The 19,502-nt window shown below is 72.5% G+C and carries 18 protein-coding genes and 1 pseudogene; 13 read left to right on the forward strand and 6 right to left on the reverse strand.

Going from position 1 to position 19,502, the window contains the following annotated elements:
* Positions 1–2: 2 nt before the first annotated feature.
* From ABIQ69_RS00685 to ABIQ69_RS00695, 3 genes are all read left to right on the forward strand, one after another.
* The gene (locus ABIQ69_RS00685; RefSeq protein WP_350348475.1) at positions 3–647 is read left to right on the forward strand and encodes a nucleotide exchange factor GrpE; all 645 of its coding nucleotides are present in this window, start codon (positions 3–5) and stop codon (positions 645–647) included.
* An 87-nt stretch (positions 648–734) separates the two neighbouring features.
* Positions 735–1,721, forward strand: coding sequence for a DnaJ C-terminal domain-containing protein (locus tag ABIQ69_RS00690; protein ID WP_350348476.1), 987 nt, complete (start codon positions 735–737; stop codon positions 1,719–1,721).
* Between the two features lie 2 nt (positions 1,722–1,723).
* Positions 1,724–2,140, forward strand: coding sequence for a MerR family transcriptional regulator (locus ABIQ69_RS00695; protein ID WP_350348477.1), 417 nt, complete (start codon positions 1,724–1,726; stop codon positions 2,138–2,140).
* 53 nt (positions 2,141–2,193) lie between these two features.
* On the opposite strand, the gene ABIQ69_RS00700 is transcribed toward ABIQ69_RS00695, so the two are convergent.
* From ABIQ69_RS00700 to ABIQ69_RS00710, 3 genes are all read right to left on the reverse strand, one after another.
* Positions 2,194–2,820 (reverse strand): hypothetical protein, encoded by a 627-nt coding sequence (locus tag ABIQ69_RS00700; protein ID WP_350348478.1) that lies wholly within the window; start codon positions 2,818–2,820, stop codon positions 2,194–2,196.
* Positions 2,821–2,997: 177 nt separating this feature from the next.
* Positions 2,998–3,867 (reverse strand): alpha/beta hydrolase, encoded by an 870-nt coding sequence (locus ABIQ69_RS00705; RefSeq protein WP_350348479.1) that lies wholly within the window; start codon positions 3,865–3,867, stop codon positions 2,998–3,000.
* Positions 3,868–3,974: 107 nt separating this feature from the next.
* Complete coding sequence (locus tag ABIQ69_RS00710) at positions 3,975–5,747, reverse strand: 5'-nucleotidase C-terminal domain-containing protein (protein ID WP_350348480.1); 1,773 nt, start codon at positions 5,745–5,747, stop codon at positions 3,975–3,977.
* Between the two features lie 162 nt (positions 5,748–5,909).
* Between ABIQ69_RS00710 and ABIQ69_RS00715 the strand changes: the two genes are divergently transcribed.
* The 5 genes from ABIQ69_RS00715 (at position 5,910) to ABIQ69_RS00735 (ending at position 9,966) form a co-directional block, all read left to right on the forward strand.
* A complete protein-coding gene (locus ABIQ69_RS00715; protein WP_350348481.1) occupies positions 5,910–7,058 on the forward strand; it encodes a methyltransferase in 1,149 nt (382 codons plus the stop codon).
* Between the two features lie 80 nt (positions 7,059–7,138).
* Positions 7,139–7,429 carry an ATP-dependent Clp protease adapter ClpS gene (gene clpS / locus ABIQ69_RS00720; RefSeq protein WP_350348482.1) on the forward strand — a complete coding sequence of 97 codons (291 nt, stop codon included), beginning with the start codon at positions 7,139–7,141 and terminating at the stop codon, positions 7,427–7,429.
* Positions 7,426–7,917, forward strand: a complete 492-nt coding sequence (locus ABIQ69_RS00725) for a DUF2017 family protein (RefSeq protein WP_350348483.1) — start codon at positions 7,426–7,428, stop codon at positions 7,915–7,917. Before clpS ends, ABIQ69_RS00725 begins: the two co-directional genes overlap by 4 nt.
* Before the next feature lie 57 nt (positions 7,918–7,974).
* Positions 7,975–9,132, forward strand: a complete 1,158-nt coding sequence (locus ABIQ69_RS00730; RefSeq protein ID WP_350348484.1) for a hypothetical protein — start codon at positions 7,975–7,977, stop codon at positions 9,130–9,132.
* 162 nt (positions 9,133–9,294) lie between these two features.
* Positions 9,295–9,966 (forward strand): DUF6766 family protein, encoded by a 672-nt coding sequence (locus tag ABIQ69_RS00735; RefSeq protein WP_350348485.1) that lies wholly within the window; start codon positions 9,295–9,297, stop codon positions 9,964–9,966.
* Between the two features lie 93 nt (positions 9,967–10,059).
* On the opposite strand, the gene ABIQ69_RS00740 is transcribed toward ABIQ69_RS00735, so the two are convergent.
* On the reverse strand, positions 10,060–10,470 hold the full coding sequence (locus ABIQ69_RS00740) for an SHOCT domain-containing protein (RefSeq protein WP_350348486.1): 411 nt from the start codon (positions 10,468–10,470) through the stop codon (positions 10,060–10,062).
* Between the two features lie 246 nt (positions 10,471–10,716).
* Between ABIQ69_RS00740 and ABIQ69_RS00745 the strand changes: the two genes are divergently transcribed.
* The 5 genes from ABIQ69_RS00745 to ABIQ69_RS00765 are packed head-to-tail and all read left to right on the forward strand — an operon-like array spanning position 10,717 to position 16,367.
* Entirely contained in the window at positions 10,717–11,535 is an 819-nt protein-coding gene (locus ABIQ69_RS00745; protein WP_350348487.1) for a mechanosensitive ion channel domain-containing protein, read from the forward strand.
* A gap of 2 nt (positions 11,536–11,537) precedes the next feature.
* Complete coding sequence (locus ABIQ69_RS00750; RefSeq protein WP_350348488.1) at positions 11,538–12,854, forward strand: ion channel protein; 1,317 nt, start codon at positions 11,538–11,540, stop codon at positions 12,852–12,854.
* A 24-nt stretch (positions 12,855–12,878) separates the two neighbouring features.
* Positions 12,879–14,552 (forward strand): SulP family inorganic anion transporter, encoded by a 1,674-nt coding sequence (locus ABIQ69_RS00755; RefSeq protein ID WP_350348489.1) that lies wholly within the window; start codon positions 12,879–12,881, stop codon positions 14,550–14,552.
* Positions 14,553–14,554: 2 nt separating this feature from the next.
* Complete coding sequence (locus ABIQ69_RS00760) at positions 14,555–15,226, forward strand: GAP family protein (RefSeq protein ID WP_350348490.1); 672 nt, start codon at positions 14,555–14,557, stop codon at positions 15,224–15,226.
* 1 nt (position 15,227) lies between these two features.
* A complete protein-coding gene (locus ABIQ69_RS00765; protein WP_350348491.1) occupies positions 15,228–16,367 on the forward strand; it encodes an AI-2E family transporter in 1,140 nt (379 codons plus the stop codon).
* 271 nt (positions 16,368–16,638) lie between these two features.
* On the opposite strand, the pseudogene ABIQ69_RS00770 reads toward ABIQ69_RS00765, so the two are convergent.
* Together ABIQ69_RS00770 and ABIQ69_RS00775 are read right to left on the reverse strand one after the other, a co-directional pair.
* A pseudogene (locus ABIQ69_RS00770) lies at positions 16,639–17,922 on the reverse strand (MFS transporter); the annotation flags it as partial.
* Complete coding sequence (locus tag ABIQ69_RS00775) at positions 17,919–19,442, reverse strand: DUF2252 domain-containing protein (RefSeq protein ID WP_350348492.1); 1,524 nt, start codon at positions 19,440–19,442, stop codon at positions 17,919–17,921. The gene ABIQ69_RS00775 and the pseudogene ABIQ69_RS00770, both read right to left, overlap by 4 nt.
* Between the last annotated feature and the right edge of the window lie 60 nt (positions 19,443–19,502).

Genomic DNA, 19,502 nt, shown 5'->3' on the forward strand with positions numbered 1-19,502 from the left:
TCATGGCCGACGAAGACCGGAACCACGACGAGCCGGTGATCCGCGACAAGCGGCGCATCGACCCCGAGACCGGTGCGGTCCGCCAGCCGGCACCCGAGGCGGCGGGCGACGAGCCCGCCGCCGAGGGCGCGGCGCCGCAGCCGGAGGAGACGGATGCCCCGGCCGGGGCATCCGACGACGACGAGCTGACTGTCGAGGACATCCTGAACGCCGCCCAGGCGGAGGTGCAGGAGCCGAGCGATGAGCACCTCGCCGACCTCAAGCGGGTCACCGCGGAGTACGCGAACTACCGCAAGCGCACCGAGGCGAACCGCGAGGTCGAGCGCGAGCGCGCGGTCGGCCAGACCGTCGCGGTGCTGCTGCCCGTGCTCGACGACCTCGACCGAGCCGAGAAGCACGGCGACCTCGAGGGCGACACCCCGTTCGCGACGATCGCCGCGAAGCTGCGCAGCCAGGTCGAGAAGCTCGGGCTCACCCCGTTCGGCGAGGTGGGCGAGCCGTTCGACCCGCAGCGGCACGAGGCGATCTTCCAGCAGCCCTCGCCCGACGTCGAGGTCGACACGGTCGCCGACGTCGTCGAGACCGGGTACACCCTCGGGTCGACCCTCATCCGGGCCGCCAAGGTGGTCGTGAAGACCCCGGCGTAGCCCGCACGGCCGGCTCGGGGCATCCCGCACGGATGCCCCGGCCGGCCCCGCTCAGTTTTCCCGCACGATCACGAAAGGAGGTGCCGATTGGCCAGTCAGGACTGGTTCGACAAGGACTTCTACGCCACGCTCGGCGTCTCCAAGGACGCCAGCGACGCCGACATCAAGAAGGCGTACCGCAAGCTCGCCCGCAAGTACCACCCCGACCAGAACCCGGGCGACGCCGCCGCGGAGGCGAAGTTCAAGGAGATCAGCGAGGCGAACTCGGTGCTCTCCGACGCCGACCAGCGCAAGGAGTACGACGCGGTCCGCGCGATGGGCTCCGGCGCGCGGTTCACCGCTCCGGGCGGCGCAGGCGCGGGCGGCTTCGAGGACGTGTTCGGCGGAATGTTCGGCCAGGGCGGCGGCACGCGCTACACGTTCCAGCAGGGAGGCGGCGACTACGACGACCTCCTCGGCGGCCTCTTCGGCAGCGGCCGGTTCGGTCAGCCGAGCGGCGGCTTCCGCGGCTACGGCGGCCCGACGCCCGGCCGGGATGTCACGGCGACGACCACGCTCGACTTCGTCACGGCGACCAAGGGCGACCAGGTCACGCTGCAGACCTCCGACGGCAAGCCGCTCACGGTGCGGATCCCCGCCGGCGTCGCCGACGGGCAGAAGATCCGCCTGCGCGGCAAGGGCCAGCCCTCGCCCGACGGGGGTGCGACGGGCGACCTCATCCTCACCGTGAAGGTGCGCAAGCACCCCGTGTTCGAACGCGACGGGCTCAACCTGCGCGTGAACGTGCCGGTGACCTTCGCCGAGGCGGCGCTCGGTGCCACGATCGAGGTGCCGACCCTTGGTGGCAAGCCGGTCAAGCTGAAGGTCGCACCCGGCACTCCCAGCGGCCGCGTGCTGCGGGTCAAGGGCCGGGGCGTCGAGACGGCGAAGGGCACGGGCGACCTGCTCGCCGTCGTGCAGGTCGCGGTGCCCTCGCACCTGTCGAAGGACGCGAAGGAGCGGCTCGAGGCGTTCGTCGCCGAGCTGCCCGACGAGAACCCCCGCGCGGACCTCATCGCCAAGGCCCGGGAGTAGCCGTGAACGAGACGAGCCCCATGTTCGTCATCTCGGTCGCGGCGGAGCTCGCCGGGATGCATCCGCAGACCCTGCGCCAGTACGACCGGCTCGGCCTCGTCTCGCCGACCCGCACGGCCGGGAAGTCGCGGCGGTACTCGATGCGCGACGTCGTGCAACTGCGCGAGATCGCCCAGCTCTCGGCCGAGGGCGTGAGCCTCGAGGGAATCCGCCGGGTGCTCGGCCTCGAAGACGAGGTCGCGACGCTTCGCCGCCGCGTGCGCGAGCTCGAGGCCGCGCTCGCCGACGAGATGCTGAACCGGCCCGGCCGGCGCGTGTTCGCGGCCGGGTCGCACGGCGAGGTCGTGACGCTGAAGGCGGGCACGCGCGTGCGGCGCGAGAACGCCGTCGTCGTGTGGCGGCCGCTCGAGCACGACTGAGCCGGGCCGCCGTTTGAGCGCGGGTCTGCGTGCGCGCCGTCATGCCTCCGCGCTCAACGCCCCCACGCCGAGGCGGGCGCCTCGATGACCTCGTACGGCCGCGAGCTCCAGTGCGTGCCGTAGCCGTAGTGGCTCGACGCCCACGGGGACGCCCAGATCGCCTGCGCCGTGGCATCCGCTGAATCGCCGCGCGTGAGCGCCGCGTCGACCGCCGGGTAGCGGCCCGACTTCAGGTTCTCGGCCGCGTAGTAGGCGGCCTCGACGAGCGTCGGATAGCTGCCGAGGCCCGAGCCGCCGCCCGACCCCTGCCCGTTGTTCAGCGGGTTGTTGCGGTTCCACCAGTTGTCGGCGCCGTTCTCCTGACGCATCCATCGCATCATGAACGTGACGTTCGCCTCGGTTAGCGGCCAGCCGCCCTCGACGAGCACGAGCTTCGCCCAGTCGAGGTTGGTGCCGCCGCTGATGAGCGTCTCGGGACCGGTCGACGCGGTGTACGACTCGCGCGACGCCGCGGGCTGCGTGGCATCGCCCGCGATGTCGACGCGCTGCACCTCGTCGCGCGCGGTCGCGGCGGCGAGCGACGCCTCCGCGACGGCGAGGTCGGCGGGCGGAGCGATCGGGGCGAGCGCGAGGGTCGCGACGATGCCGAAGACCGCGGCGGTCGAGAAGAGGGCGCTCACGCGACGGATGCCGCCCCCGCGCGCCGTGCGGGGACGCCGAACGGGCGTCGCACCCCGACGGGGCGCGACGTGACCACCCCCTGCTTGCTTCGACTGCCGCATGCGCAGCCGAGGGTAGCAAAGCCTTCCGGATGACTCCAGTGAGCAGACCCTGCGTCCCCCCGTCCCGCATGCCGCTCACCGTCGACCCACGAACGACAGCAGGGCGGATGCCACGTCCGCCGGCGCCTCCTCCGCCTGGTGGTGCCCGGAGTCGATTCCGTGGCCCTCGACGTGGTCGGCCCATGCGCGCCAGATCTCCCGGGGGTCGCCGACGAGCTCCTCGAGGTCGTCGCGGAGCGACCACAGCAGCAGCAGCGGCGCCTCGATCCGTCGCCCTGCCGCGCGGTCGGCGGCCTCGTGCGCGGCGTCGATCGTGAGGCCCGCGCGGTAGTCCTCGAGCATCGCTCGCACGACCGCCGGGTCGCGCACGGCCCGCATCAGCTCGGCGTGGTTCTCAGCCCCCATCGTCTCCGGATCGGCCTTCGCCCCGTACCAGGCCTCCGGGTCGGCCGTGATGACCCGCTCGGGGATCTCGGGCTGGGCGAAGAAGAACCAGTGCCACCAGGCGGTGGCGAAGCGGGCGTCGGCCCGCGCGAGGTGCTCGGTGATGGGGATGCCGTCCATCAGCACGAGCCGGTCGACGGCCTCCGGGTGGTCGAGCGCGAGGCGCAGGGCGACATAGCTGCCGCGGTCGTGGCCGACGAGGTGGAACCGGTCGGCTCCGAGCCGGCGCGCGACCGCCAGCATGTCGCCCGCGACGGCGCGTTTCGAGTGCGGCGCGTGGTCGGCGGCCGGCGCGGGACCCGTCGACCCGCCATACCCCCGCAGGTCGGGGGCGATCACCCGGTACCCGGCCTCGACGAGCCGTGGCGCCACCCGGTGCCAGGTGGCCGAGGTGCGCGGGTGGCCGTGGAGCAGCACGATCGCGGGGCCCTCGCCGCCGTGACGGACGCGGATGGCGGCCTCGGCGAGCTCGATGCGCTCATCGGCGAATCCTTCGAACATCCCACGAGCCAAGCAGGATGCCCCATCCCAGCGCACCGGGTTGCGCTGGGACGGGGCATCCGTCGATGTGCCGCGCGGTCAGGGGCGTGGCATCCGTTCGCTCGTCGTCAGCCGACGCGCACGCCGTCGACCGTCAGCCACCACGACTCGTGCCAGAAGTCGGCCGGATCGATGACCCCGCGCTCCTGCGCCCAGTCGATCAGCAGCTGGCGGATCTCCTTCTGCTCGTCGTAGACGACGGGAGCCGTCGCGATGTGCGGGAAGCCGCCGCCGCCCGAGCGACGGTAGTTGTTCACCGCGACGACGACCTGCTGGTCGGCGGCGAGCGGCGTGCCGTCGGCCAGCGTCAGCTGCTCGATGCGCGAGCCGAGCGGCTGCGACAGGTCGATCTCGTACGTCAGCCCCGAGATGATGTCGAGGTTGTAGTCGGGCGTGTTGCCGGCGCCCGTGTGCACGGCCGGGTCGAACGTGCCGCCCGCCGGCACCTGCGCGTAGTACTTCGCCGAGGCCTCCAGGTAGTCCTTCACCTGCGCGCCCGTCAGCTGCACGGCCTGCAGCGTGTTGTCGTAGATGTAGAGGCCCGCGATGTCGCGCACCGAGACGTCGCCCTGCGGGAACACGGCCGTGCGGCTGAACGGCGCGGCGATCGACAGGACGGGCAGCCCCTCGGCCGCCGTGCCCGCGACGCCCGCGGTCACCGTGTCGGTCTGCACCTGCTGGATGAAGTCGATGATCGGCGTGTCCTGGTACCGCGACGCGGTCGCCGGCAGCTCCTCGGTCGACTGCGCGACGACCTGGTTCACGTACGCGACGGTCGTGGCGTGCTGGTCGGCCACCAGGTCGAGGATCTCGGGCGACTCCGGGTAGTCCTTGGTGCGGATCGCGGATGCCTCCGCCCCGACGACGTCCCACTGCCCGCGCACCTTCTCGAGGTCGAGGTCGACCCGCGACACCGTCGAGCCCCACCGGTAGGGCTGGGTGAGCAGAACCGGCTCGCCCGTAACCTCGTTCACGATGACCTCGCTCGGCTTGTCGAGGTGGGTGTGGCCGACGACCATGACATCGATGTCGGGCACCTCTCGGGCGATGACGTCGGACGCGTTCTCGGGCGCGGCGATCGACTCGTCGTACGACGAGGCGCCGGTGCCCGAGTGCGAGAGCACGACGACGACGTCGGCTCCGGCCGCCCGGACCTTCGGCACCCACTCCTCGGCCGTCTCGACCATGTCGCGGAACTCGAGCTTCCCCTCGACGTTCGCCTTGTCCCAGATCGCGGAGCCCGGCGTGGTGATACCGAGGATGCCGACCGTCACGGGCTTCGCGCCCTTCACCTGCTTGCGGACGAGGGTGAACGGCTCGAGCGCGGGCTCGCCCGTCGCGACGTCGATCACGTTCGCGCCGAGGAGCGGGAAGTCGACGTCGTCCTCGTAGGCGCCGAGCAGGTCGAGGCCGTAGTTGAACTCGTGGTTGCCGACGACCTGGGCGTCGTACCCGATGGCGTCGTAGGCGGCCGCCATGGGGTGGGTCTCGCCGGTCTCCTGCACCGGCTCCTGCACGGCGTAGTAGTAGCTGAGCGGCGTGCCCTGCAGCGCGTCACCGTTGTCGACGACGAGCAGGCGGTCGTCGCCGACCTCGGCGCGCACGTCGTCGACGACGGACGCGACGGCGGCGAGACCGACCTTGTCGCCGGCCCGGTCGGTGTAGGGCGCGTTGCTGAAGTAGTCCCAGTTCGCGACGCGGCCATGCAGGTCGGTCGTGGCGAGCAGGGTCAGGTCGAGCGAGTGCGCGTCGTTCGGGGCGGCGACGGCGGGCATCGCGCCGACGCCGCCGAGCACGAGGGCGGCGGCGGTCGCCGTCCCGAGCAGTCGGGTGGTTCTCACGTGGGTTCCTTCCGGAGCGCGGCGGCCCGGATGGCCCCCGCATGGGGGACACCGTATTGCTCGCGCGTTCCCGGCATGTGAACCGCCGCGCACGTCGCGGTGAACGCCGTCCCGGAGGCATCCGTTCGCACCGCGCGTGCGTGCCGCTTGTAGCCTTCCGGGGTGGACTTCAGTGCGCTCCGGCGATCGCCCGACGTCGAGGGGCCGGGCCTCGCGGCCGCAGACGCGGCCGACCGGCTCATCCTCGACGAGGCGGCGGGCCTCCTGCACGAGGCACGTGAGACGCACGGCACGGATGCCCCGGTCGCGGTCATCGGCGACACGCACGGCGCCCTCGCCGTCGGCGCGGCATCCGATCACGGGCTGACCGACGTCCGCGCGCACCAGGATGCGCTCCTCGGCGAGCGGGCGATCTCGGCGAACGCCGACCGCCTCGGCGTCGGCGGCGCCGTGCGCACGCTGCCGCTCGATGCCGAACTCGTCGACGGCGCACGGGTCGTGCTGCTCCGCCTGCCGCGCTCGCTCGACGCGCTCGACGAGCAGGCCGCCCTCATCGCCGGGCACGCGGCATCCGACGTGGTGGTCGTCGCCGGCGGGCGCCTGAAGCACATGACGGTCGCGATGAACGACGTGCTCGGCCGGTGGTTCGAACGCCTCGACGTCACGCACGCCCGGCAGAAGTCGCGCGTGCTCCTCGCGCGCCGGCCGCGACCCGACGCCGGCGCGGCCGACGCAGGCGCGTGGCCGCGGCGGGCGCGGGACGCCGCACTCGACGTCGAGGTGGTCGCGCACGGCGGCGTCTTCGCCGGCACCGCCGTCGACATCGGCACGCGGTTCCTGCTGGAGCACCTTGATGCAGCGCTCGCCGGCGCGGCGCCCGCCACCGCCGTCGACCTCGCGTGCGGGACGGGTGTCGTCGCGGTCGAGCTCGCCCGGCGCCTCCCCGCGGTGAGAGTCGTCGCGACCGACCAGTCCGCCGCGGCCGAGGCGTCCGCCCGGGCGACCGCGGCGGCCAACGGCGTGGGCGACCGCGTCGAGGTGCACCGGGCCGACGGGCTGGAGTTCGCGGCCGAGGCATCCCTCGATCTCGTCGTGCTGAACCCGCCGTTCCACGCCGGACCGGCGGTCACGACCGCGCTCGCCGAGCGGCTGTTCGCCGATGCCGGCCGCACCCTCGCACGCGGCGGCCGCCTCGTCACCGTGTGGAACTCGCACCTGCGCTACCGGCCGGCGCTCGAGCGCCACGTCGGCCCCACCCGCCAGCTCGCCCGCAACCCGAAGTTCACCGTCACGGTCTCGACCCGGCCCTGACGTCCGCGCGCCCCGCCGGCATCGAGAGCGGGTGGCCGCGAACAGTGGAGGAGCCGGGGCGAGCGTGTCAGTCTGGAAGGGTGACCGACACGCTCGAACGAACCGACGCCGACCTCACGACCGACCGGGTCGTCGAGGGGTCGTGGCGCACGATCGTGTGGGACGATCCCGTGAACCTCATGACGTACGTCACCTATGTGTTCCAGAGCTACTTCGGCTACCCGCGCGAGGAGGCCGAGCGGCTCATGCTGCTCGTCCACCACGAGGGCCGTGCCGTCGTCGCGACCGGCAACCGCGAGGCGATGGAACGCCACGTCCAGGCGATGCACGGCTATGGCCTGCAGGCGACCATCTCGAGGGCCGAGGCGTGATCGTCGCCGGCCGCGGCGGGGGCGACGGGGTGCGCCTCGTCCTCGAGGCCGAGGAGGCGATGCTCCTGTCCGAGCTCGCCGATCAGGTCGACTCCGTCCTCCTGCTCGGGGCGGAGGACGACCCCGCACTCGGCCGGCTGCTGCCGAACGCGTACCCCGACGACGTCGACGCCGCCCGCGAGTTCGCGCGCTACACGCGGGGCAGCCTCGTCGACGGCAAGCGGCAGGCCGCCCAGTCGGTCCGCGACGCCACCGCCGTGGGCGACGGCGAGCGGCTCGTCGAGATCGAGCTCGACCAGGTGCAGGCGTGGGGGTGGCTGACCTTCCTCACCGACCTGCGGCTGATCCTCGCCGAGCGGGTCGGCATCATCGAGGAGGGCGAGCCAGAGCAGGACGAGCAGCGCGACGACTACCTCCGCGCGGCGTACGAGTGGGCCGGGTTCGTGCAGGGTTCGATGCTCGAGGTGCTCGACCCGACCGAGTCCTGACTGGCAGGCTGGGTGCCGCGACCGTCGTGAGGGTCGCCGAACCAGGGGGAGACACGGATGACCCAGGCCAAGGCCGAGCCGCACGCCACCGAACGCGCCACTCCGCTGAGCAGTGTGCTGCGCCGTCCGGCTGAGAACGCCGAGTCGCTCGAGTCGGTCGCGCTCGTGGTGGGTGCGATCGGGTTCGTCGTGATCGGCCTCATCGCGCTGGCCGCGTTCTGGGGCCGGGATCTGCCGATCTCGGGCGCGGGGTCGCTGGCGGAGTTCGTCGCGCTCTCGTCGGCGTTCGTCACCATCGCCGCCTTCGTGTTCGGCCGGCTCGTGCTGCGCACGCCGTCGCCGCAGCTGCGGGCCGAGGTCGGCACGGGGCTCGACGTGCCGGGCGCGAGGCTCCACTGGTTCGACCTCACGGCCCTCGCGCTCGCGCACGCCGTGATCGTCCTGCTCGGGTGGACGGGCCTCGGCGACCTGCTCGAACGCAGTTTCATCGGCGCGGTGGTCTTCACCTTGCCCGGGGCTCTGCTCGCGGGAGTGGGCGCGGCGGTCACGATGTACGCCGTCTTCCTCTCGGCCGCCAGGCTGACCCCGATGCTCCTCTCGCTGGTGCTCGCGATCTTCCTCGTCGTCGGGGCCCTCGCGAGCATGCTCAGCTCGAGCGACCCGCTCTGGTGGCAGAAGAACCTCTCGGCCCTCGGCATCTCGGGCGACTTCTCGGCGCTCGCGTTCAACGTGACGCTCATCATCGCGGGCGCCATCGTCACCACGATCGCGCGGTACGGCACGGCCTCGCTGCCCACGTCGACGCCTCGGGAGCTGCGCAACCGCAACCTGGTGCGCCTCGGTCTCGTGCTCATCGGCGTCTTCCTCGCCTGCGTCGGCGTCTTCCCGGTGAGCGAGTTCTTCGTGCTGCACAACAGCGTCGCCACGGGGATGGCGGTGGCCTTCGCCGCGATCGTGATCGGCCTGCCGTGGCTCGTGCCGTCGATGCCCCGCGTGTTCGTGATCCTCGGGTACGTCTATGTCGGGGTGATCGTGGTGCTGGGCGTCTTCTTCGCGACGGGCTACTACAACCTCACTGCGGTCGAGCTGGTCGCGGCGGTGCTCATCTTCAGCTGGATCATCGTCTTCCTCCGGAACGCCGGCGCGATGCGCAGCGAGCACCCGGCGCCGCCGACGCCGGTCCGACAGGCCGAGGCGGTGCCCATCAGCGGCTGACGAGCGCGGGGCAGGTCGGATGCCCCGTGGCAAGGGGTTCCGCTGAGCTCGCCCCGCCCGATACGGTCCAGCCATGCGAGTCGTCTTCAGTACCTGGCTGGCCGGGATCATCATCGGGTTGGTGTACATGCTCGTCATCGGGTTCTCGGGGCGGTGAGGGGGATGCGGATCAGGCAGCACTTCCTCAGCCTCTTCTTCGGCGCGATCTTCCTGCTCGCGCTCGCCGGGCAGTCGATCGCGGGGCTCTTCGCCTTCAACGAGGAGCAGGAGGCGCACGGGGCGGCGACGGTGTCGTGGCTGGAGTTCGTGACCTCGTCGGACTTCGTCGTCGACGTGGCCGAGAACTGGCAGTCGGAGTACCTGCAGTTCTTCCTCTTCATCCTCGCGACGATCTGGCTCGTGCAGGCGGGTTCGCCCGAGTCGAAGAAGCCGGGCGACGAGGGTATCGGCAGCGACGAGCAGCAGCTGGTCGGGCCGCACGCGAAGCCGGGTTCGCCGAAGTGGGCGAAGGCCGGCGGCTGGCGGCAGACGATCTACTCGAACTCGCTGCTGCTCGTCATGGGAGGCATCTTCCTCGTGTCGTGGTTCGCGCAGGGCCTCGCGGGCACCACCGTCTACAACCAGGAGCAGGCCGAGCACGGGCTGCCCGAGATCACGCTCGGCGAGTACCTCCTCTCGGCGGACTTCTGGAACCGCACGCTGCAGAACTGGCAGTCGGAGTTCCTCGCCGTGGGCAGCATGGTCGCGCTCTCGATCGTGCTGCGCCAGCGCGGCAGCGCGGAGTCGAAGCCGGTCGGCACGCCGCACGAGGAGGGTGCGGTCAGCGCGGAGTGACCGGACGGAGCCGGCGCCACGGCGTCGGGCCCCGGAACGCGGAGACGGGGCGGGCGCATCGCGCCCGCCCCGTCTCGTGTCGAACGTTGAGCGTCAGACCGTCTGCGACGGGTGCGCGAGGGCCTTGGCCTTCAGCAGGTCGTACTCCTGCTGGCTGATGGTGCCGCTGTCGAGCAGTGCCTTCGCCTTGGCGATCTCGTCGGACGGGCTGGCGGCGGTGCCGGCGGTCTGACGGATGTAGTCGTCGGTCGCCTGCTGATACTGCTTCGCCTCCTTCTGGGCGCGCTCGGCCATGCCGTTACCGCGGGCGATCAGGTAGATGAGCGCGGTGATGAACGGGAAGAAGATGAGGAAGATGATCCACACCGCCTTCCACCACCCGTTCAGCTTCTGGTCGCGGAACAGATCCGTGATGATCGCGATGACGGCCCACAGGTAGGCGATGAACGCGAAGATCCAGATCGTCCACCAGATGACGTCCCAGAAACTCTCCCAGAAACTCATACACGAGCCTTTCTTCGGTTGTGAGATGCCGGCCGCTGGGGGCGGTCGGCGGGTCGCCACTCCGACCATCGGGAGATGCCCCTGGTAAGCGGATCCATCCCCCCGGATCCTCGTGTTCCCCGGTTGCACCATAGCGCGCGGGAGTCGGCCGTGTCATCGTGTTCCCCGGATGACGCGCATCGCGGGTGCGTGTCGCTGTACGGGGGCGACGGCGCCCGGTAGCCTCGCGCTCAGGGGGAGGTCGGGATGAGCGACTGGTGGACGACGCTCGACATCGACGCATGGAGCATCGTGGCGGTCGTGGCGACGCTCCTCGCGACCTGGCTGCTCGCCCGGCTCGCGGCGAAGGGTGCGCGCAGGGTCGTCGCGCGCGTGCCGAGCCTCGAGGCGCCGGTCGGGGTCCTCGCCGCCCGCATCACGGGGTACGCCGTCTGGCTCGTCGGGGTCGGCGTCGCGCTCACCTTCCTCGGCGCCTCGGTGCAGCCGATCCTCGCCATCGCGCTCATCGTGGCGGTCGTGCTCGCGCTGGTGCTGCGCGGCATCGCCGACAACTTCGCGTCGGGCGTGGTGCTGCAGACGAGGCATCCCATCAACGTCGGCGACGAGATCGCGAGCGGCGACGTCGTCGGCGAGGTGGTCGAGCTCAACGGTCGCTCCGTCGTGGTGCGCACCGTCGACGGCCGCACGGTCCACCTGCCGAACTCGCTGGTACTGCAGGAGCCGCTCACGAACCACTCCGCGCACGGCGCGCGCCGGAGCGAGGTGCAGGTGCGTGTGACGGATGCCTCGACCGGAGACGCCGCCGACCTGCGTGCCCGCCTCGCCGAGGCCACCGCCGCCGCACCGGGTGTGCATCATCGGGAGACGGTCGCCGTGCTGCCCGTCAGCCGCGGCGGCGGGCGCGAGGTGCTGCGGGTGCAGTTCTGGCACCATCCGACGCACGGTGCCGCCGTCTCCGCGGCGGTCGTCGACGCGCTGGCCGACGCGCTCGCCGCGCGCGGCGTCGACGCCGTCGTGACGAGCGATCCGCCTCCGCCCGCGCTCGCCGAACCGACGGGGGTCTGACGATGGCGGGCGCAGCCGCACCGGCACCGGCCGAGCGGGAGCTCACGCCGAAGCTCCTGCTCGTCCTCTCGGTGCCTGCCGTGGTGGTGGGCGTGGTGACCGCGCTCGTGCTGTGGCTGCTGGACGCCGCGGCTGACGGCCTCGAGGGCGTGATCTGGACCACTGTGCCCGACGCGCTCGGCATCGCGGAGGGAACTCCGTGGTGGACGGTCCTCGTGCTCACAGCCACGGGGGTCGCGGTCGGCCTGGTGATCTGGCTCGTGCCCGGGCATGCGGGCCCCGATTCGGCGACGACCGATCTGCTCGGCCCGCCGCTCCGGCCGTCGGTGCTGCCCGGGCTCGCCCTCGCCGCGATCCTCGGGCTCGCGGGCGGCGTGAGCCTCGGGCCTGAGAACCCGATCATCGCGATCAACGCCACGCTCGTCGCCGCAGCGCTGGCGCGGCTCATGCCGGCGGTGCCGACGCAGCTCGCGGTGGGCCTCGCCGCCGCCGGCACCATCGGCGCCCTGTTCGGCACGCCCGTGGCGGCGGCGCTGGTGTTCACGAGCGCGCTCGCGGCGCAGCCCGGCGGCGGCCAGTTGTGGGACCGCATCTTCCTGCCGCTCGTCTCCGCGGGCGCGGGCGCGACGACGATGCACCTGCTCGGCGCTCCGCCACTCGGATTCCAGCTGCCGGCGTACGGCGGACCGACCCCCCTCGACGTCCTGACCGGGGCGGTGATCGCCTGCGGCACCATCGTCATCGGGTTGGCAGCGCTCGCGGTGTTCCCCTGGGTGCACCGCGCGTTCCACGCGTTGCGGCATCCGTTCCTCATCCCCGTCGCCGGCGGCATCGCGCTCGGGCTGCTCGGCGCGCTCGGCGGCCCGATCACCCTGTTCAAGGGGCTCGATCAGACGGCCGAGCTGTTGGAGAATCCCGATGGATACTCCGCGGGGGAGCTGGCCACCTTCGCGCTGGTCAAGCTGCTCGCCCTCGTGATCGCGGCATCTGCGGCGTTCCGCGGTGGCCGCGTGTTCCCCGCGGTGTTCATCGGCACAGCGCTCGGACTGCTCGGCCATGCGCTGATCCCGGCGGCGCCGTTGGCGCTCGCCGTGGCGTGCGGCGCGCTGGGCATGGTGCTCGTCGTCGCGCGCGACGGCTGGATCGCCCTCTTCCTCGGGGTGGCGCTCGTCGGCGACGTGTCGGTGCTGCCCGTGCTCTGCCTCGTGATCCTGCCCGCGTGGCTGCTCGTGTCCCGCGTGCCGGAGTTCCGCATCGAACCGGACCCGCTGGAAACGCCCCCTGCGCCGCTCTCGCCTCCCGGCGCACCGCGCCGCTAGGGTCGTGCCTGGGGAGGGGGATCCATGCAGAAGCCGCTCGCGGGGCTCGGCCGGCGCAATCTCGTGCGGGAGCTCACCGCGGGGGTGACGCTGCTCGCGATCGCCATCCCGCTGAACATCGGCTACGCCCAGATCGCGGGACTTCCCGCCACCGCCGGCCTGTACGCGCTCATCGTCCCGACCGTGGTCTACGCGCTCACCGTGTCGAGCCGGCAGCTCGTCGCCTCGCCCGACGCCGCGGCGGCGGCCCTCGTCGCCAGCTCCATCGGCGGGCTCGCGGCGGCCGGATCGGCCGACTACGCCACGCTGGCGCTCGCGCAGGCGATCCTCTGCGGGGCCATGTTCCTGCTGCTGGCCGTCTTCAAGCTCGGCTTCCTCGCGAACTTCCTCTCGAAGCCGATCCTGGTGGGTTTCGTCGGCGGCCTGGCGCTCGACATCCTCGTCAGCCAGATCGCGAAGATGCTCGGCGTGAAGATCGACTCGGGCGGCGAGTTCGTCGACAAGGTCGTCGGCCTCGTCACGGGGCTCGGGACCGCGAACCTGCTGTCGATCGCGATCTCGGTCGCGGCGGTGGCGGTGCTGCTCGGCGGGCGCCGGCTGCTGCCCGTGGTGCCGTGGGCGCTCGTGGTGCTCGTCGTCGCGACCATCGTCGTCGTGCTCGCCGACCTCGACGACGCGGGCGTCGACGTGCTCGGCGAGGTGCCCGCGGGGCCGCCCGCGCTGACGTGGCCGATCATCGACTGGTCGATGTGGCTGGCGCTCATCCCCTCGGCGATCGCGCTCACGCTGGTGACCACCGCGGAGGGCCTGCTCGTCTCCCGCTCGTACGGCGAGAAGCGCGGCTACCGCACGAATCCCAACCGGGACCTGTTCGCCTTCGGCCTCGGCAACCTGGCGGCGGGCGCGAGCGGCAGCTTCGCGGTCGGCTCCTCGACCTCGCGCACCGCCGCGATGGACCAGGCCGGCTCGCGTACGCAGCTCCCCTCGCTCGTGCTCGCCGTCGGCACGCTGCTGCTCCTGCTCTTCGGCACCGCGTTGCTGGCCGACATCCCCTCGCCCGCGATCGGCGCCATCGTGGGCGTCGCGATCCTGCCGCTCCTCGGCATCCGCGACTTCGCCAGGCTCTGGCGTCAGGACCGGTTCGAGTTCGTCGTCGGCGCCGCCTGCTTCCTCGTCACGCTCTTCATCGGCGCCATCCCCGGCATCCTCGTCGCCTTCGTCCTCGCGCTGATCAACCTCGCGAAACGCGCCGCCAACCCCGCGATCGACGTGCTGGCCGCCGGCGGCGAGCCGACCGACTCCCTGCTCGACGAGGCCCCGCGCGGGGCGCTCACCGCGCCGGGTGTCATCGTGGTGCGCCTGGCCGCACCGCTGTTCTTCGCCAACGGCAGCGTGTTCGACGACGCCGTGAAGCGCGCGGTGCGCAGCGCCGGCGAGCGGGCGGTCCGGCACGTCGTCATCGACATGGAAGCCGTCACCGACGTCGACGTCACCGGCGCCGAGAGCTTCGAGGCGCTGCTCGCCTGGCTCGACGGCGAAGGCATCGAGCTGTCGTTCAGTCGCGTGCGACCGGACGCTCGGGCCCGGCTCACCGAGCTCGGACTGCTCGGCGACCGCCGGGTGTTCGACACCAACCGCGCGGCGCTCGCCGCGCTGGCCGGCACGGCGGCGCCTCCGGCGACGCGGAAGGAGGACTGAGCATGGGCTCCGTCATCGGGGACATCCTGCCCCTCGCGCTCGGCATCACGATCAGCCCGGTGCCCATCATCGCGGCCATCCTGATGCTGCTCTCGCCGAAGGCGAAGGGCACGAGCGTCGGGTTCCTCCTCGGCTGGGTGCTCGGCATCGTCGTGGCGGTCGTGCTGTTCACGCTGCTCGCCTCGATCATCCCCGAGCAGGATCCGGATGCCTCCAAGCCCATCGCCGGCACGATCAAGATCGTCCTCGGGCTGCTCCTCCTCCTGCTCGCGCTGAAGCAGTGGCGCGGCCGGCCGAAGGCCGGCGAGGAGCCGGCGATGCCGAAGTGGATGGGCGCCATCGACCAGATGACGGCGGTGCGCGGCCTCCTGCTCGGCTTCGCGCTCTCCGCGGTCAACCCGAAGAACCTGCTCATGGCGGTCGCCGCGGGCGTGGCGATCGGCACAGGCGGCCTCGACGCGGGCGCGGCGACGCTGGCGATCGTCGTGTTCACGGTCGTGGCCGCGGCCTCCGTGGCGGTGCCGGTGATCGCGTACCTCGTGGCATCCGATCGGATGTCGCGCCCGCTCGAGTCCCTCCGCGGCTGGCTCGTCCACAACAACGCCACGGTGATGGCGGTGCTGCTGCTCGTGATCGGCGTCGTCGTGATCGGCAAGGGGATCGGGAGCTTCTGACATGACGGGGTCGACCGAGCGCGCCGGGCTCGCGCACGGCACCCGGGTGCTGCTCACCGTGGCGGCTGCGATCGTCGTCTTCGTGGGCGTGTGGCTCGCGCGCGACGTGCTCGCGCCGGCGGCGGTGGCCGCCGTGGTGGTGATCGTCGCGCACCCCGTGCGGCATCCGCTCGAGCGCGCCGGCTGGCCGCGCTGGGCGGCGACGACCGCCGTCATCGTCGTGGCCTACCTGATCCTCGCGGCGCTCGCCGCCCTCCTCGTGTTCGCGTCGGCGCAGTTCGTGCGGATGCTGCCCGACTACGCCGACGAGCTGCGGGACACCGCGGAGGCCATCGGGTCGCTCCTCGGCGGGCTCGGGGTCTCCGACGAGGCGGCCGAGGCCGGAGCGAGCCTGCTGCATCCCGACACGCTCGTCGGCGTGGCCACCGCGGTCGCCGACGCCGTGCTCGGCTTCGCCACCGCCTTCTTCTTCGTGCTCGCCTACGTCATCTTCATGGCCGCCGACGCCGCACGTTTCGCCCGCGGCGGCACGGTCTTCGGCGGACGGGACGGGGCCGGCGACGCGATCGGGCGCCGGTACTTCACCGGCGTGCGCCGGTACTACATCGTGAACGCGACCTTCGGCGCGATCGTCGCCGTCGTCGACGGGCTCGCCCTCTGGGCGCTCGGCGTGCCGATCCCCGCGGTCTGGGCGATCCTCGCGTTCGTCACGAACTTCATCCCGAACATCGGGTTCGTGCTCGGGGTCATCCCGCCCGCCGTCCTCGCGCTCGTGATCGGCGGCTGGCCGCTCGCGCTCGCGGTCATCGCGATCTACTCCGTCGTGAACGTGGTCCTGCAGGTGCTCGTGCAGCCGAAGTTCGTCAGCGACGCGGTGAGCCTCAGCCTCACGCTGACGTTCTTCTCCGTGGTGTTCTGGGCGCTCGTCATCGGCCCGATCGGGGCGCTGCTGTCGATCCCCCTCACGTTGCTCGTGCGCGCGCTGCTGCTGGAGCCCGACGAGCGGGCGGTCGTGCTCAGGCGCCTGTCGGGGGATCCGCAGGCGCCGCCGGAGGCGGTCCCGCCGCCGACTCCGCCCCCGGTCGGGCCCGCGGCCGGCGACCCGGAAGGTTCCGCGTCGACGGCAGCGCCAGGAGCGTGACGGCCGCGCAGACGAGGATGCCCGTCTTGACGCCCGTCAGCTGCGCCGTCGCGTAGGCGTCGACCAGGTCGTCGACCTGATCGGGGGCGACGACCTCCCCGAGGGCGGCCTCGAGCTCGCCGGGCGGTACGTACTCGATCCCCTCCGAGAGCCGGGTGCCGGCCTGCTCGGCGACCGACGCCTCGACGTCGGGGTCCTCGCCGATGAGGCTCAGGGTGGCACTGCCGAGCGCGGCCACCATGACCGCGCCGACGAGCGCGGTGCCGAGCGAGGAGCCGAGGTTCTGGGCCGTGTACTGCAGCCCGCCCGCCTCGCTCCGGGCCTCCGGCGGCACGGCCGACTGCACCACGTTGCCGAGCTGCGATGCGAGCAGGCCGGCACCGAGGCCGAGGAGCGCCATGCCGATCGCGAACGGGACGCCCGAGAGCTCGGGGTCGATCGTGGCGAGCAGGACGAGGCAGGCGAGCGCCACCGTGACGAGGCCCGCGCGCGTCATGGCGCGCGCGCCCAGCCGCCCGCCGAGGCGGGCCCCGAGGGCGGCGGCGACGAGCATCGCCACCGAGGTGGGCAAGAGGCGGATCCCGGTCTCGAGGGCGTCGAACCCCTGGACGACCTGGAGGTACAGCGGGATCGCGAAGAAGAGGCCGAGCAGCACGAAGTTCTGCGTGAGCAGCCCTGCGAGGCCGGCCCGCAGCGCCGGGATGCGAAGGTTCCCGAGGTCGAGCAGCGGCGTCCGGCCGGCGCGCACGACGTGCCGTTCCCACGCGGCGAACACCCACAGCACGCCGAGGCCGGCGGCGATGACGAACGGGGTGAGCGCGAAGCCGAACGGCGTCACCGGCGAGTCAAGCGGACGGATCCAACCCCAGGTACCGCTCTGCAGCACGCCGATGACCACGAGCGCGAGGCCGAGTGCCGACAGGACGGCGCCGGTCACGTCGAGCCGGCTGGTCGCCCGGTCGCCCGCGCGTTCGAGGATCCACCCGCTGACGGCGAGCACCACGACCACGATGACGACCTCGCCGGCGAACACCCACCGCCACGAGTACGCCGTGGTGAGCCATCCGCCGAGCAGCGGGCCGATCGCGATGCCGGCGCCCGCGACGCCGCCGATGAGTCCGTACGCCCGGGCGCGGGCGGGCCCCTCGTAGTTGCCTGCCACGAGCGCGGCGAGGGCCGGCAGCACCAGCGCGGCGCCCGCTCCTTCGATGACCGACCAGCCGACGATGAGCACGCCGACCGTCGGGGCCAGGGCGGTGAGGGCCGAGCCGACCGCGTAGATCACGAGACCGATGCGGAAGGCGCGCAGCCGCCCCATCAGGTCGCCGATCTTCCCGCCGGTGAGCATGAGCGCCGCCATCACGAGCGCGTAGAGCGTGATCGCGAGCTGGATCATCGAGACGGTGGTGTCGAACTCCTCGACGAGCTGGCTGATCGACACGCTCATCACGGAGCTGTCGAGCACCATGATGAACTGCGCGAGGGCGAGCGGCACGACCGCGCGGGAGCCCGCCCCCACCTCGGGTGCCGCCGTGGGCCCGGCCCCTGTGGTCATCGGGATGCCTCCGCTCGATCGGTGTCGCCGCGGTGGTCGGGCCCCGGCAGGTCGGACGCCGCCACCCGGCCCGACGCGATCGCGGCGAGGAGCGCCGCGTGGTCGGCCGCGGTCCGCGTCGCGTAAGCGTCGGCGAAGTCGGCGAGGGCGTCGGCGAACTCCCGGCCGTCGCCGAGATAGCCGGAGATTACCGCGGCATCGCCGCCGCGGGCATGGGCCCGGGCGAGCACGAGGCCGCAGGTCTCGGCGTAGAGCCCGAGTGCGACCGGGTCCATGCGCTCGGGCGTGAAGGAGGCCTTCATGTCGCGGAACTGGCGGACGAAGAAGTCGTGGGGGAGGCCGTCGGCGCCGAGCCCTTCGGTCCAGCCGAGCAGCACGTCGCTCAGCGCCTGCATCACGTGCTGACCGTCGACGACGCGTCTCCCCTGGTGCGCGTACGCGCTCGGGCCGTCTACGGGTTCGATCACCGACCGCTGCGCCTCCTTGGCCTGCAGCACGAGGACGTCGCGGCGACCGTTGCCTCGGAGGAGCACGACCCACGCGCGGGTGCCGACGCTGCCGACCCCGACGACCTTCAGGGCGGCGTCGACGACCCGGTACTTCGCGACGATGCGCCGGCGGTTCGGCGGGAGAGACGCCTCGTACCCGGCGAGGAGCGCGTGCAAACGGTCGTGTGCATCGGCCTCGGAGATCGCGCCCCGTTCGACGAGGGTGTCGAGCGGCGTCAGGATCGGCGGATCGACCCGGAACCTCACGGCGCCGTCGAGGCGTTCGGTGAGGGCGCGCGCCGCCTGCCGGCTCGTCCTCGTGCGCGCCTTGACCACGCCGCGGTGCGCACGCTCGACCGCCTCCGCCGGCAGACGCCCGGCAAGATCGGCGAGGACGCGCTCGAACTCGAGATGGCCCGAGAAGGTCGCGAGCACCGACATCCGGGATGCCTCGCGCACCGCGTCGCGGTAGGCGAGGGCGAACCGGCGGGTGAGGCCGCTCCGCTCGGCATCGGGCAGGCCGTTTGCGCGCGCGGCGACCTCGAAGCTCGCCGCCATCCGCTTGACATCCCATTCGAACGGGCCCTCCGCGGTCTCGTCGAAGTCGTTGAGGTCGAGCACGAGGCGGCGCTCGGGCGAGGCGTAGAGGCCCACGTTGCCGAGATGCGCATCACCGCAGAGCTGCACGCGGATGCCGCTGTCGCCGAGCGCCTGCAGATCGAGGGCCATGATCGCGGCGGCGCCGCGGAAGAACGCGAACGGCGACGCCGCCATGCGCGCGTGCCGGAGGGCGATGAGCTCCGGCAGCCTCGTCGCCGCCTGCGCCTCGAGCACCGCGACGGGATCCCGCACGCCCGGGCCGAGCGTCGCGTTCGCCGAGAGCGGCAGGATGTCACGCGCCGCCCGCCCCTGCGCGCGCCGCAGCTTCCGGGGTGCCAGGCCGGGATGTCCCAGGCGCGGCGATGCGGCGACGGACGGCGGGCGCCCCCGCGTGCGGCCGTCGCGGACGACCTCCCCCTGCCCGGCGTCCACGATGCGCTCAGGATAGGGCGTTCGCTCGGCCGCCGACACCCCCGCTCCAGGTGACCCTAT

The organism is Agromyces sp. G08B096, from assembly GCF_040267705.1.
GTDB lineage: Bacteria > Actinomycetota > Actinomycetes > Actinomycetales > Microbacteriaceae > Agromyces.